General features: G+C 42.0%; 12 protein-coding genes. 11 read left to right on the plus strand and 1 reads right to left on the minus strand.

The features are described from left to right. Positions 1–149 precede the first annotated feature (149 nt). Positions 150–1,169 carry a LacI family DNA-binding transcriptional regulator gene (locus RCG24_RS18210; RefSeq protein ID WP_202655993.1) on the minus strand — a complete coding sequence of 340 codons (1,020 nt, stop codon included), beginning with the start codon at positions 1,167–1,169 and terminating at the stop codon, positions 150–152. Positions 1,170–1,578: 409 nt separating this feature from the next. On the opposite strand from RCG24_RS18210, the gene RCG24_RS18215 reads away from it, so the two are divergent. The 11 genes from RCG24_RS18215 (at position 1,579) to RCG24_RS18265 (ending at position 14,077) form a co-directional block, all read left to right on the plus strand. Then, positions 1,579–2,901, plus strand: coding sequence for an extracellular solute-binding protein (locus RCG24_RS18215; RefSeq protein WP_308077663.1), 1,323 nt, complete (start codon positions 1,579–1,581; stop codon positions 2,899–2,901). After that, a complete protein-coding gene (locus tag RCG24_RS18220; protein WP_202655991.1) occupies positions 2,901–3,779 on the plus strand; it encodes a carbohydrate ABC transporter permease in 879 nt (292 codons plus the stop codon). Before RCG24_RS18215 ends, RCG24_RS18220 begins: the two co-directional genes overlap by 1 nt. Further along, positions 3,766–4,596, plus strand: a complete 831-nt coding sequence (locus RCG24_RS18225; protein WP_308077664.1) for a carbohydrate ABC transporter permease — start codon at positions 3,766–3,768, stop codon at positions 4,594–4,596. Before RCG24_RS18220 ends, RCG24_RS18225 begins: the two co-directional genes overlap by 14 nt. 23 nt (positions 4,597–4,619) lie before the next feature. Continuing rightward, positions 4,620–5,423, plus strand: a complete 804-nt coding sequence (locus RCG24_RS18230) for an alpha-amylase family glycosyl hydrolase (protein ID WP_308077665.1) — start codon at positions 4,620–4,622, stop codon at positions 5,421–5,423. Then, positions 5,320–6,228 (plus strand): alpha-amylase family glycosyl hydrolase, encoded by a 909-nt coding sequence (locus RCG24_RS18235; protein WP_308079210.1) that lies wholly within the window; start codon positions 5,320–5,322, stop codon positions 6,226–6,228. Before RCG24_RS18230 ends, RCG24_RS18235 begins: the two co-directional genes overlap by 104 nt. Beyond that, positions 6,225–7,163: an MTP-1 family protein gene (locus tag RCG24_RS18240; protein WP_308077666.1), complete on the plus strand. Its 939-nt coding sequence runs from the start codon at positions 6,225–6,227 to the stop codon at positions 7,161–7,163. The genes RCG24_RS18235 and RCG24_RS18240 overlap by 4 nt, the downstream gene beginning before the upstream one ends. A gap of 22 nt (positions 7,164–7,185) precedes the next feature. Next, positions 7,186–8,250 (plus strand): BtaManbiosPhlase, encoded by a 1,065-nt coding sequence (locus tag RCG24_RS18245; RefSeq protein ID WP_308077667.1) that lies wholly within the window; start codon positions 7,186–7,188, stop codon positions 8,248–8,250. 99 nt (positions 8,251–8,349) lie between these two features. Continuing rightward, entirely contained in the window at positions 8,350–10,911 is a 2,562-nt protein-coding gene (locus tag RCG24_RS18250; RefSeq protein WP_308077668.1) for a glycoside hydrolase family 2 protein, read from the plus strand. Next, positions 10,883–11,878 (plus strand): zinc-dependent alcohol dehydrogenase family protein, encoded by a 996-nt coding sequence (locus RCG24_RS18255; RefSeq protein WP_202655986.1) that lies wholly within the window; start codon positions 10,883–10,885, stop codon positions 11,876–11,878. Before RCG24_RS18250 ends, RCG24_RS18255 begins: the two co-directional genes overlap by 29 nt. A 75-nt stretch (positions 11,879–11,953) precedes the next feature. Next, a complete protein-coding gene (locus RCG24_RS18260) occupies positions 11,954–13,144 on the plus strand; it encodes an MFS transporter (RefSeq protein ID WP_308077669.1) in 1,191 nt (396 codons plus the stop codon). 72 nt (positions 13,145–13,216) lie between these two features. After that, positions 13,217–14,077 carry an ROK family protein gene (locus RCG24_RS18265; protein ID WP_202655984.1) on the plus strand — a complete coding sequence of 287 codons (861 nt, stop codon included), beginning with the start codon at positions 13,217–13,219 and terminating at the stop codon, positions 14,075–14,077. The last annotated feature ends 149 nt before the right edge of the window (positions 14,078–14,226 follow it).

Below are 14,226 nucleotides of genomic sequence, written 5' to 3' on the forward strand. Positions count from 1 at the left end.
TAATTATAAAGAGATAACGAAATGGGATTGGATCAAAGAAAATTCAATTCCAAGATAAAAAGACTTTGAATTGCTCGATACCAGCGGATAGCAAAAAGACGGTTTCCATACTTCCTGTTATGAACAGGAGCTGGGAAACCGTCCTTTCTTTAATTTTTTCGTTCAGCGGTGGATTCCCTGATGAGCAACTTAGTTGGCAGCAATATTTCATGGATGGGATCATCACGGTTTTCGATTCTCCAGCACAGCTGTTCAACCGCTTTTTTGCCAAAGTATTTCAGGTCTATATCTACAGTGGTGATTTTGGGGGTCGATATTTGTGATAATTGTCCGTTGTCAAAGCTGCAGATGGAAACATCGTCGGGAACTTTAAAGCCTTTTTGCTGCAGAAGTGACAGGATCAGGAATCCATGTCCGTCGTTGACGCAAAACCATGCTGTTGGCTTTCTTTCCAACCCTTCAAAAAAATCAGTTAATTCATCCTGATCTTCATGTGCTGTTTTAAACATAAAATCTTCGTTCGGAGTAATGCCGTATTTATTTAGAGCGAGCAGGTATCCTTCTAACCTTTCTTGATAGCTTGGTGAAAACTCTACATCTCCAATATAGGCAATATCACGATGGCCCAGTTTTATTAGGTGTTCGACGGCTGTAAATGCCCCAAAGCGATTATTGGTCAAGATCGAATCAGCCTGCAGCCATGGTTCGTGATGGTCGATTAAAACGGCCGGGATCCCTGTTTCGAGGATTTTTAAAATATAATCTGTGCTTATATGAGATAGAATCAGGATACCATCTATATTATGGGTAGAAAGCAGAGCAGGCAGGGTTAAGCTTTCTTTCGCCTCGCGATCAATTGATTCGATAAATAAGTTCATTCCGCGCTCTCTTACTTCTTTTTCAACGCTTAAATAAATTTCTCCAAAAAAGCTTTTAAATGAGAAAGCATAATCTGAGGCAATTAGGGCAATGTTTTTAGGTGCGTTTTGTTCAGCCGGCTTTGCCTTTCGTGATTTGGTATAATCATAACCTAACTCATCGGCCGTTAGTTGGACCAGCCGCCTTGTTTCCTCGCTGACACCCGGTTTTCCGGATAACGCCTGAGAAACAGAATTTTTTGAAATGTTGAGCCTGTCTGCGATATCCTGCATGGTAATTTTTCTGTCCATATTTAAACGATCTCCTCTAAATAATCAATAGATAAGCATGATTACGAATTTAGTTTGTAATTATATTGTAACGTTACAAAATATATTTAGCAATAGTAGAATTACCTTTTTAATAGTCCTATTTCATCGTTTTGTCATAATTTGCCCCAATATTTTATTTGACATTATATTATCAAGGTGTAATAATTACATTGTAAGGTTACAAAAATAGTTACAAACGAAATAAGTAATTTAATTTGTAATTTTAAAAAGAAAGAAATAAGAAAAGAGGGGTCTTGACAAACATCATTCGATCATTACCTTTCTATTTTACTCATTTTTGATAGCGTTACCATATTATTTTAGTAGATTTGCTTTTACTAATTAGGTTTATCATGGATGGTCATAATAATAACTGGAGGGAAGAAGAATGAAAGTTAAAAAGGTTGCATCAGTCCTATTAGCGGCTTCACTTGCTGTATCCGGACTGGCCGCTTGTTCCGGGAAGGATCAAAGCAAAGGAGAAAGTTCAAAGGATGGAGTAACAACGATTGAGTTTTGGGCAGCTCCAAACCCAACACAGCAAGTATATTGGAAGGAAGTAGCGCAACAGTTTACCAAAGAAAACCCAAAAATCAAAGTTAATGTAAGCCCAATGAAAGAAAGTCCAACTTCGGAAGCTAGTATTCAATCTGCAATTGCCGGCGGCAGCGCTCCAACAATGTCTGAGAATATTAACCGTGGATTTGCTGCTCAATTAGCTGAAAGTAAAGCGCTTGTTCCGCTTGATACTTTAGCTGGCTGGGATGAAGTGAAAAAAGAACGCAATATGGAAAATACCATGAAGGGTTGGCAATTTGCCGATAGCCATCAATATGTATTGCCAATCTATTCAAACGCTATGTTGTTTGGCTGGAGAATTGATGTTCTAAAAGAACTTGGCTATAACGAAGCGCCAAAAACTTATAGCGAAATGTTGGATGTAGCGAAAAAATTAAAACAAAAATATCCTGATAAATATGTCTGGGCAAAAGCGGACCTTGCTGACCCAACTGCTTGGAAAAGATGGTTCGACTTCTTTATGCTATATGATGCCGCTTCAAATGGGAATAAATTTATCGAAGGTACAAAGTTTACCGGGGATCAAAAAGCCGGTGAACAAGTGCTGACATTAATGGCTGACCTGCAAAAGAATAAGGCGCTATTAACGAAACAAGCGAAGGATCCATTTGAAAATGCTTTAGGAATTTTCTCGGATATTGGTCCATGGACGATTGCTTATTGGAAAGATAAATTCCCGAAAATGAAATATAACGAAACCTATACATTATCATTGCCTCCAGTCCCAGATGGTGTGGATACGACGAATGTTAAGACATTTGCTGATACAAAAGGTCTGGTCATTTATGCTTCTGCAACCAAAGCACAACAAGAAGCAGCAATGAAATTTATTAAATGGGTTTATTCAAAACCTGAAAATGATGTGAAATGGCTTGAAAAAACAAGCTTACCGCCTGCGCGTGATGATTTAACAACTAATGATTCTTTTAAAGCGTTCTTTGACAAGAATCCAGCGTTACAACCATATGCTGCAGCTGTACCAAATGCAATTCCGCCAATGGATAACGCAAAATACAATGACCTGCAAACGATTATTGGTCAACAGGCATTCAATCCGGTTGTAAAGGGAGAGAAAGATCCGAAAACAGCCTGGCAGGATATGCAAAAGGCAATTGAGGGGGCTCTCAAATAATGAGAACAAAGGAAGGACGGTTGGGCTGGCTTTTTGCCAGTCCTTATCTTTTATATGCGGTCGTTTTTTTCTTGATTCCGCTCGTTTGGTCGCTCTTTTTGTCGGCGACGAATTGGAACTTAATTTCACCGACCTTTAGTTTTGTCGGAATTCAGAACTATCTTGAGGCGTTTAAAAGCCCTGGGGTACAGGCCGCCTTTTTTGTAGCCTTTAAATTTATGGCTGTATTCGTACCTTTGGTGATTGCTTTATCGATTATTGTCGCATTAATTGTTCAAGGTCTGCCAAGATTTAAAGGGATATTTTTAATTGGCTTCTTCTTGCCTTATTTAGCATCGGGTGTTGTCTCGTCTTTAATCGTTAAAGGGATCTTATCTTACAACAGCCCTGTAAATGAATTTTTGCGGAAGGCCTTTGGATTGGATATTGACTGGCTGGGGTCGCCATTTGCCGCCCTGTTCGTAGTCGCCTTGATTATCGCTTGGAAATTTACCGGATATTATGCCTTAATCCTAACGTCCGGCTTTGAAAGCATCAATAAAGAGGTATATGAAGCGGCGATGATTGATGGGGTCAATGCTTGGCAGCGGTTTTGGAAAATTACCTTTCCTCTGCTTTATCCGGCGTTATATACCGTTTTAATTTTAGCGATTGGTGTTACATTCGGTATTTTTACTGAAGTGTACCAGTTAACCGGCGGGGGACCGAACTTTGCCACGAATACATGGCAAATGGAGATTTTCAGCCGAGCCTTCACGAATCTTCAAGCTGGCTATGCATCAGCCATTGCCATTATTGCTTCAGTTGTCACATTTATTTCTATTTATGTCATTCGAAAACTATTAGAACTATGGGGGAAACGAAATGGCTGGGACTAAGAAAAAAGGTTTATGGTTTCGTTACCTAATAGCGGTGGTCTTTTTACTCGTTATGATCTTTCCTTATATCTATATGGTATTGAATTCCTTTGCGGATTGGGATCAAGTGGACAGAAAGTTAATTCCCACTCATTACACTCTCAAGTCTTATCAATGGCTCTTGGGTGGTGGAGAAGCGGTCATCCCAAGGCCATGGATTCATGCATTTTTCAACAGCTTTATTGTATCTGCCGGATCGACATTTTTGATGATGGTAACGGCTGTAATGGTTGCTTATGCCTTAGCAAAAATCCCTTTTAAAGGAAGAAATACGATTAATAACATTATTCTGTTTCAAATGTTCTTCCCGGCGATTATTTTACTGATCCCAACTTTCCTGGTTATTCAAAAGGTAGGGATGTACGACTCTTACTGGGGAATGATTTTGCCAAAAGCGCTTAGCTTATGGGCCATCTTCATGTATACAAACTTTTTCAAGGCCATTCCGGAAACCTTTATCGAGGCCGCGAAACTGGATGGGGCCAGCAACCTGCAGATTATGTTTAAAATTGTGCTGCCAATGTCCAAATCGATTACAACGGTTATTTTCTTATTCTTATTTATGGAAAGATGGACAGAGCTGTTATGGGACATGATTGTCACGAAAAGCGACAATATGTTAACGCTGAACGTCTTGTTATCACAAATGTTTGGTCCCTACGGCGGCTATCCAGGCCCCATGTATGCGGCCTCTGTTTTATTGACCATGCCAATCATTATTATCTTCTTGGCTTTCGCGAAAAAGTTCCAGGAAGGTATGCAATTTACGCTTAAATAAAATAGCCGGGAGCTGCTATCGTTATGAAGAAATGGTGGAAAGAAGCCGTATTTTATGAAATCTATATGCCAAGCTTTAAAGATGGAAATGGGGATGGAATTGGCGATTTTGCCGGGATTACCTCAAAACTTGATTATCTGAAGGAATTGGGGATTGATGGTTTGTGGCTGACGCCTTTTTATCCATCGCCAAAAGTCGATAACGGCTATGATATTGCTGATTATTATGATATCGACCCTGATTATGGAACGCTGAGTGATTTTGAGCGATTGATCAAAGAAGCCCATCAGCGGAATATTCGAGTCATTGCTGATTTGGTATTGAACCATACATCGAGCGCCCATCCGTGGTTTCAGGAATCCCGCTCCTCCAAAGATCATCCAAAGCGGGATTGGTATATTTGGCGCGATCAGCCCAATAATTGGGAATCATTCTTTGGCGGTCCGGCATGGGAATTGGATGAAGAAACTAATCAATATTACTATCATGCCTTTGCCAAAGAACAAGCGGATTTAAATTGGGCCAATCCCGAGGTTAAACAAGCAATGTTTGACGTGATGAAGTTTTGGCTTGAAAAGGGAGTCGACGGCTTCAGGCTTGACGTCATTAATTTTTTGACAGTTCATGATTTGTTTCCAGACAATCCGTTTGATGCTGCTAAACAGGAACAAATCCATGTATATGATAAGGACCAAGAACGGGGTTTTAGAGGTTATTTCGGAAATTGCTGCTTTCGTTCATCAATATCCCGACAAATTCCTTGTCGGGGAGGTTGGTTCCGAGGATTTGGATGTTTTGAAACACTATTCGGGCACCGGCAAGCTTGATGTGGTATTTAATTTTAACATTGGCAGTATCGAAGAGTTTAATCCGAAAAAACTTTATCAGGAGTTATCGGCAACTGAAAAGACTTATGACCTGGAACAAACGCCAACTTTATTCTTTTCCAGCCATGATATGCCACGGTTTATTTCTCGTTTTGGCGGCGGTGAAGACCGGGCGAAACAATTTGCTGCCTTTATGCTGACAGCAAAAGGGGTGCCGTTTATCTATTTTGGTGATGAAATTGGTATGCGTGATTGGGTGACAGATGACATTGAAAAAATGCAGGATGTTCAAGGAAGAATTGCCTATACGCTGGCATTAGAGGAAGGCAAGTCTGACGATGAAGCCCTCTTGATTGCTAATGATAAATCACGTGATAAGTCACGAACTCCGATGCAATGGAATGGAGATATCTATGCAGGATTTTCAGAGACGGAGCCTTGGATTACGATCCCAGCTGATTATCGGGAAGTAAATGTCGAGAAACAGCTTCAAGATCCAAATTCGATGCTGTCCTTTTACAAGCAATTGTTACAGCTGCGAAGGGAACACCCATCGTTACGCACGGGTGAGTATGAGTTATTTGATTATGATTCAGGCATGATCTATTTCGTTCGAAAAGATCCTTCAGAAAGGGTTCTTGTCCTATTCAATTTCACCGACCAGATCAAAACATTAGATCTAGATCGGTATTTTTCAACCGATGTGAAATTATTACTATCAACTAAGCGAAAACCAATCGAGGCTGGTAATACCGTAAAGATTCTTCCCGATGAAGCCTTGATAGTAAAGGAGGAAAAAGGGTGACCGGATTACAGAAAGGCAACGTGAAAACATGTGAACAGCTGCTGCAGGAATTTTCCGTAAGATCTGTTCAAGTTGAAAAAATCCGCTTCTCTGGAGTTGGCGAAAAGGATGTCTATAATATAACGGCACCATTTGAAGATGAAGGTGAGCTTGTCATTGCGGGACGGGTGGAAGCGCGTGACAGTGAACATTCCCAGGTTTACTTTTTTGTCGAGCGGGGCGGGCAGTGGATTCCAAGAGAAAACGCCCCTGTATTTGAGCTGCAGGATCCTTTTTTTACGAAAATAGCCAGTGAACTGGTGTTGGGAGGCGTACAAATTTTTCCTCACGCTACTCTTGCTGGTCAGCTGGGCTGGCGCACCGTACTTTATCGGGGCAAGTCGATTGCCGAATTAACTGAATTTGCCAAGGGCCCGAACGGCATGAAGGACCTCCGTCTGATTGAGCTAAAGGACGGAACAATTGGCGTGTTGACAAGGCCGCAGGGAGAAAAGGGCGGTCGGGGAAAAATTGGCTGGACACGTATTTCCTCGTTAGCGGAACTGTCAATTGAGGTCATCAATAAGGCGCCTTTATTGGAGGGACAATTTATTGACGAACAGTGGGGCGGTTGCAATGAACCACATTTATTGGCAAATGGTTTAGTAGGTGTTTTAGGGCATATTGCTAATTTTGATACGGAAGGGAATCGTCATTATTATCCAATGGTTTTTGCTCTTGACCCAGATACCGGGGAAATCTCCGATATGAAGTTAATTGCAGTGAGAAGTCAGTTTCTGCCCGGGCCTGCAAAACGTCCAGATTTAATCGATGTCGTCTTTAGCGGCGGGCTTGTCCGTCAGGCTGATGGCAACGCTGTATTATATGCCGGGATTAGTGATGCAGAAGCGCAAAAGATGATTCTGCCCGATCCTTTTTTACAATATGAACGTTAATTTATGAATAGGAGCATTAAAAATGAAAGTATATCGATATGAACAAAACCCATTGGTTACCCCTGCCGATGTTAAGCCCCATCGGGACGACTTCGAGGTAATCGGTGCGTTTAATGCTGGTGTTACCACCTATCAAGATGAAACGATTATGCTGCTGCGCGTAGCGGAGCGGCCCATTAGCGAAGATCCAAACATAATAAAAGCTCCGATTTACAATCCTGACAAGGGACAGCTGGAAATTTTAGAATTACGTTTAGATTACCCTAAATATAATTTTTCCGATCCCCGGGTCATTCGTGAAAATGACTCATCCGAAGGGTTTAAATACTTAACTTCTTTATCATATTTGCGGATTGCCAGAAGTAAAGACGGTCATCATTTTACAATTGATGACAAGCCGTTTGTGTACCCTTCTAATGAATTGGAGACGTTTGGAATTGAGGATCCGCGGATTACTAAAATCGATGATACGTATTATATCTACTTTAGTGCGGTTTCTCCTGTTGGTGTTGGAGAGGCGATGGTTTCAACCAAGGATTTTATCCATCTTGAGCATCACGGGATGATTTTTGCGCCGGAAAACAAGGATGTATTGATTTTCCCGGAAAAAATTAATGGCAAATACTATGCGCTTCACCGACCTGTTCCACGAAGTGTGGGTAAACCAGAAATTTGGATTGCTGAATCTACCAACCTTTTACATTGGGGAAATCATAAATACTTGCTGGGTTTACGAGAAGGCATGTGGGATAGCGGCCGTATGGGCGGAGGCGCCGTGCCGATTAAGACAGAAAAAGGCTGGCTCGAGATTTACCACGGGGCGTCCAAGGATGACCGCTATTGTATGGGGGCGGTGCTTTTGGATTTGGAAGATCCGACAAAGGTCATCGCTCGTTCAGATAAGCCTGTACTTGAGCCGGAGGCTGACTATGAAGTGGATGGTTTCTTTGGAAATGTCGTCTTTTCCTGCGGCGCAGTTGTTGCTGGCGACGTGGTAAAACTGTATTACGGGGTCGCTGATACATCCATGGCTTGCGCAGAATTAAGCTTGCAGGAAATCCTTGATTCTCTAAACTATGGAAACTAGTAGGTAACGGGCCATAATTGCCGCAGCAATTCTGGTCCTTTTAAGTGTGCATCTACTTTTTGAATCACTTCAGCAAAGAACAAGGCAGGCGAAGTTTCAATGAAATTAAATGATAACTGGAAAATTCGGCAATTTGATGTGGGAGCTGCTCGTGATCTTGAAGTGGCTTCCCCGGAATATATTGATTATTTTTGGATGACAACGAAGGTACCGGGTGATGTTCATTCTACCTTAATCGAGCACAAGCTGATCGATGCCCCCTTTTACGGTCATAACGATTTAAAATGCCAGTGGGTGGAGGAAAAGGTATGGTGGTATCGCAGCACCTTTGAATTTCATGCTGATATAAGTCAGGAAGACCGCTATGAATTAATTTTTGACGGACTGGATACCTTTGCCACCGTCTATTTAAACGGAATTGAGCTAGGTTCAACGGAAAATATGTTTATTAGCCATACCTTTGAAGTGACAAGGGAGCTGCGGCATGGAAAAAATGTTTTGGCGGTTAAATTTGACCCTGTTCATATTCACGTGAAGGATAAGGTGCAATATTATTGGTCTGGTTTTAGTAAAAAGCGGATTTGGACGAGAAAAGCCCAAAGCCATTATGGCTGGGATTGGGGACCTCGTCTGGTTACTGCTGGCATTTGGAAAGATGTTCATTTAGAAAAAAGAACAGCAGCCAAAATTGATGCCGTGTTTGCCAAAACGACGTTTATTTCAGCAGATCAAGCGCGAGTTGCAATTGAGCTAGAGATTGAAAAGTTTCACAGCAATAAAAGTTTCGAGGTGCAGGTCAGCCTTGTGGATTCTGATAATGCGGTTACGGTTACGGCTCATCAAAAGATTGTCGGTAAAAGCACGGTAATGAATTTGGAAGTGCCTGCTCCCAAGCTGTGGTGGACCCATGATATTGGAACACCACATTTGTATCAGCTTCAGGTAGTTTTGTTTGCAGATGGGATCCAAATTGATTGCCGAAGTGAGGATTTTGGGATAAGGACGATAGAGGTAATGCAGACGGATGAGAAAGGAAACCATCGTTTCACCTTTGTTCTAAATGGAGTGAAGATTTTTGCTAAAGGAGCTAATTGGATTCCCATTGATAGCTTTATCGGGGCCGTACCGGATTCTCGCTACCAGCATTTAATCGGAATGGCGAAGGATGCCAATATGAATATGCTTCGTGTTTGGGGCGGCGGCATTTATGAAAGGGAAGTCTTTTATCACGAATGCAACCGGCTGGGAATTTTAGTTTGGCAGGATTTTATGTTTGCCTGTGCCTTGTATCCTGATTACAACAGAAATTTCATGGCTAATGTGCGCGCGGAAATCATCCAGATTGTCAAGCGATTACGCAATCAGCCGTGTTTGGCGATTTGGTGTGGTAATAATGAGAATGATTGGCTCTACGAGGCTCTGGCAGCTTCAGGGGAAATCCCGCATCCTTTTTATGGAGAAAAGATCTATCATGAATTAATGCCCGAGCTGTTGGCAGAATTGGACCCAACCAGACTGTTTTGGCCAAGCTCGCCCTTCGGAGGGAATGACCATAACTCAAGGGAACAAGGCGACACTCATAATTGGCAGGTTTGGCATGGCAATATTGAGCCGAGAAAGTTTGGTGAACCGCAAAGGGTGGATTACAGCGTAGCAGGTTTATCGTTTAAAAACTTTAAAAACGATACAACCCTGTTTGCCAGTGAATTTGGAATGCATGCCTCATCAAACCGCTATACTTTAGAGCGCAATATTCCGAAGGAGCAATTTTTCTGGGGCAGTGAAGAAATGGCATACCGCAATAAAGATATCCATCATCCAAAGGGCATTTTGTTGATGGAAGGGTATACGGGGGTTCCCCAGAATCTCGATGAGTACATTGCTTATTCGATGTTAACCCAAGCGGAAGGCTTGAAGTTTGGGATTGAGCACTATCGCAGGAACAAACCGCATACGAGCGGAACATTGGTTTGGCAGCTCAATGATTGCTGGCCGGGAACAAGCTGGTCGGTGATCGATTATTATCTGTTGCCGAAGGCTGCTTATCATTATGCACGGAAGTTTTACAGCCCAATTTTATTAACGGCAGACCATGAACCGGGTGAAAAAATCGCCATTTGGGTTGTCAATGATCGATTATCTGCCTACAAGGATGAGATTGAATTGGCAGTCTATCACTATAATGGGGAAAAAGTCTTTTCCAAGACATGGTCTGTATTGGTTGAGGCCAATGTTTCAAAACAGATTGATATAGTAGTGGAAACTGAGGCATTAGGCGGGCTTAATCCGACAGAGGCCGTTATGGTGCTCCGCTCGAAAAATCATCAAGTCTATGAAAATATGTATTATTTCCGTGATCAAAAGGATTTAAGCTTAGGTTGTGCTGAGTTAACGGTAAAGGTAAATAAAGCTGCAGGTGAGTTAACCATTACCACGAATGTATTGGCACGGATGGTAACGATTGAACTGGATATGGAGCAGTTAATTATCGAGGATAATTTCTTTGATCTGCTTGCCTATGAATCCAAAACAATTAAAGTTTCGCAGGCGCAGGGAAAAGAAATTCCTTGGGGTACATTAAGAGTCAGTGCACTTAATAGTACGGGTATTTTTAAGTTTGGAGATGAGACGAATGAAAGCAGCGGTGTTACAAGGCGTTAAGCAATTAGAGGTTATCGATTGGGCCTATCCCAAACCGGCAGAAAAGGAAGTGGTCATTAAGGTCAAAAGCTGCGGTATTTGTGGGACCGATCAGCATATATATCATGGGCACCCGGGATCTGCCGAGGTCCATACCCCGATTGTTCTTGGCCATGAATTAGCGGGGGAGGTAGTCGAGATAGGTTCAGAGGTTACGAACTTGGAAATAGGGGACCGGGTTTCAATTGATCCCAATATTTATTGTGGGACTTGTAAATATTGCCGTAGTAACAGGGCACATTTATGTGACCATCTTCAGGCAGTAGGTGTGACCCGGGATGGCGGTATGGGTGAATACTGTACAGTACCGGCGGCAAATTGCTACCCCTTTCCTGACAATTTAACGTTTGAAGAAGGATCACTGATCGAGCCTTTGGGCTGTGTGTTGCATGGCTTTAAAAAGATTCAACTATCCCCACTTTCAAGGGTATTGATTATTGGCGGCGGCTTTATTGGACAGTTATTTTTACAATTGGTCAAACAGCAGCATGTCCAATCAATTATCGTGAGCGAGCCTGCCGAGAATAAAAAAGATCTCTTGTATAGGCTTGGCGCCGACCAGGTAATCAATCCATTCCATTCTTCTAAGTTGGCGGCAGACGTTGTGATTGAATGTGTCGGCAGACCGGAAAGTATGGAGCTGGCTGTTCGTTCTGCTGCTAAAGGCGGGCAGGTATTGCTTTTTGGAGTAGCTGCTCCGGAAACGGTTATGATGGTTTCACCGTTTGAGATTTTTTCTAAAGAGCTGACTATCAAGGGCTCGTTCGTCAATCCCTTCACACATGAAGAAGCTATTTCCTTAATTGAAAAAGGGGTGGTAGACGTCAAATCACTTATTTCTCATCGCTTTACCGTTGACGAGCTGCCGAAGGTGATGGGGGATTTTGCAAGCTTGCACGTTTCCAAGGCTGTTATTCTTTACGAATAAGAACAGGGTGTAATAAAATCTGTTTTTTGAAGGGTCATTTAGATGATAAAAATTTTTAATTCCTTTTCAACTGAGTTGAAATTTTACCTAATCATGAATGGTTTGTTTTCCTTTGGCACGTCTCTGTCAGCTATTTTTCAAAGTGTCTTTTTATGGAAATTGGACAAAACGTATTCCTTATTGGCCTATTACAGCTTATTTTGGTCGGTTTCGATTATCTTTTGTTTTGGAATATGTGCGTGGTTTGCCAGGAAAACCAGTCCGATGATTACGATGCGCTTAGGGTTTATTTTTTACCTTATTACGTATTTAATCATGCTGCTATTTCACCATAGCTTAAGCCATCACATTTTTTTGATGGGGATCTCCATGGGCTTGGCGATGAGCTTGTATTATGTCGGGGTGCATATGGCTGTACTGGACCTGACAACTAATGATAAACGTGACCAATTTTTATATATTGAGGGAATTTTGTTTACTGTTGGCGGGATCATCGCTCCTTTTCTTTCTGGGATCATTATCTCTCAATTTAAAGGGATGATCGGATACTATATTGTCTTTATTGCAACCTGTATTTTCTTTTTTCTTTCATTTTTGGTTTCGTTAAAAGTAAAGGGAAATCCTGTTTCTGAAAAAAGCTATCTCTGGGAGGTACTGAAGAATCCATCGCGGGAATGGAAAAGAATGTATCCGGTTATGCTGGCTGATGGGGTTGTTTCGGGAGTCTATACGACCTTCCTTATTACGATGATTACATTCAAGGTGGCTGGCGGGGAATTTAGCCTGGGTGTCTTTAACACAGCAGCTGAGGTAATGTCGATGTTGGCTTTTTATGTATTGGCCAAGTTTTCAAATCCCGATTATCGCATTGCTATTTTTTCGATTGGCTCCATTAGTATTTTATTAGGATCGATTTTAATCTCGGCCTATCCGGTAATCCTATCATTAATTATTTTTGCTGTGATTCAGCCAGTTGCGATGAATATGATTAACACATCGATGAATGCGATGATTTACTCTTCGATTGAAAAGGATCCACAATATAAAGTTAGACGACTGGATTATATCATTATTCGTGAAATTCCACTTGGAGTTGGTAGAATAATAGGTATATTGATCTTTTTGCTGATGAGAAAATACTTAAATATGGAACAACTGTTGCCGATTTCGTTTAGTCTTTTTCCAATTATTTATGTGATAATGGTTCCAACGTTATATTGGATTTGGAAAAAGCCAAGCCTGGTGACAAAGAACGGGAATGGTTAGTTTGCTTTTTTCAAAAAAGCATCCCGTTACTTCTGGTAAAATATATGATTGAGCGGTAGGAGGGAAATGTTAATGTTAGGGGCAATTGAAGCAGGTGGAACAAAATTTGTTTGTGCTGTTGGGGATGAAAAGGGAAATATCGTGGACCGGGTTCAGATTCCAACGACGATTCCTGAAGAAACAATTGGGAAGGTGATCGAGTTTTTTCAAGGACATTCAATCAAGGCGATTGGAGTGGGCTCTTTTGGACCGATCGACGTTGACCGCGAAAGTCGCACTTACGGGTACATAACGTCGACTCCAAAACCGGGATGGCGGAATTATCCGTTTGTCCAAACATTGAAGGATGCGTTGGCTCTACCCGTAGGTTTTACGACGGATGTGAATGCCGCTGCCCTGGGCGAGGTAACGCTGGGGGCGGCCACAGGGGTAGACAGCTGTTTATATATTACCGTCGGGACAGGAATCGGCGCTGGTGCGGTCGTTCACGGACAGATTCTTGAAGGGCTTTCCCATCCTGAAATGGGGCATATTCTGATCCGGCGTCACCCAAACGATTCTTATCAGGGCAAATGCCCTTATCACCATGATTGTCTGGAAGGCTTGGCTTCCGGGCCGGCGATCGAAGAACGTTGGGGCGATAAAGGGGTCCAGCTTGCTGACCGGGCAGAGGTGTGGGACCTAGAAGGGTATTATCTGGCACAGGCTTTGATGCAATATATTTTGATTCTTTCGCCAAAGAGGATTATCCTAGGTGGTGGAGTCATGAAGCAACAGTCGGTATTTACAGCAATCTATCGGTATTTGCCGGAGTTTGTTCAAAATTATATCTCATTGCCCGAGCTGCCTGATTATATTGTTAGCCCAGGTTTGGGAGACAATGCCGGGATTACCGGAGCGCTGATCCTGGCCCAGCATGCGTTAGACGCGTGAAAGCGTCATCGCGGCCTCTCGCATTTTTCATACTGAATTTCATTCAAGATTATTGCTATTTTTGATTCGCTAATAAAACCTTTCAATCCGCTAATAAGTGATCTGAATTCGCTAATATAACTTAAAAATTTGCTAATAAATTTATTAAA

The sequence above is a fragment of the Neobacillus sp. OS1-32 genome, from assembly GCF_030915425.1.
In the GTDB taxonomy this organism is placed as follows: Bacteria; Bacillota; Bacilli; order Bacillales; family Cytobacillaceae; genus Neobacillus; species Neobacillus paridis.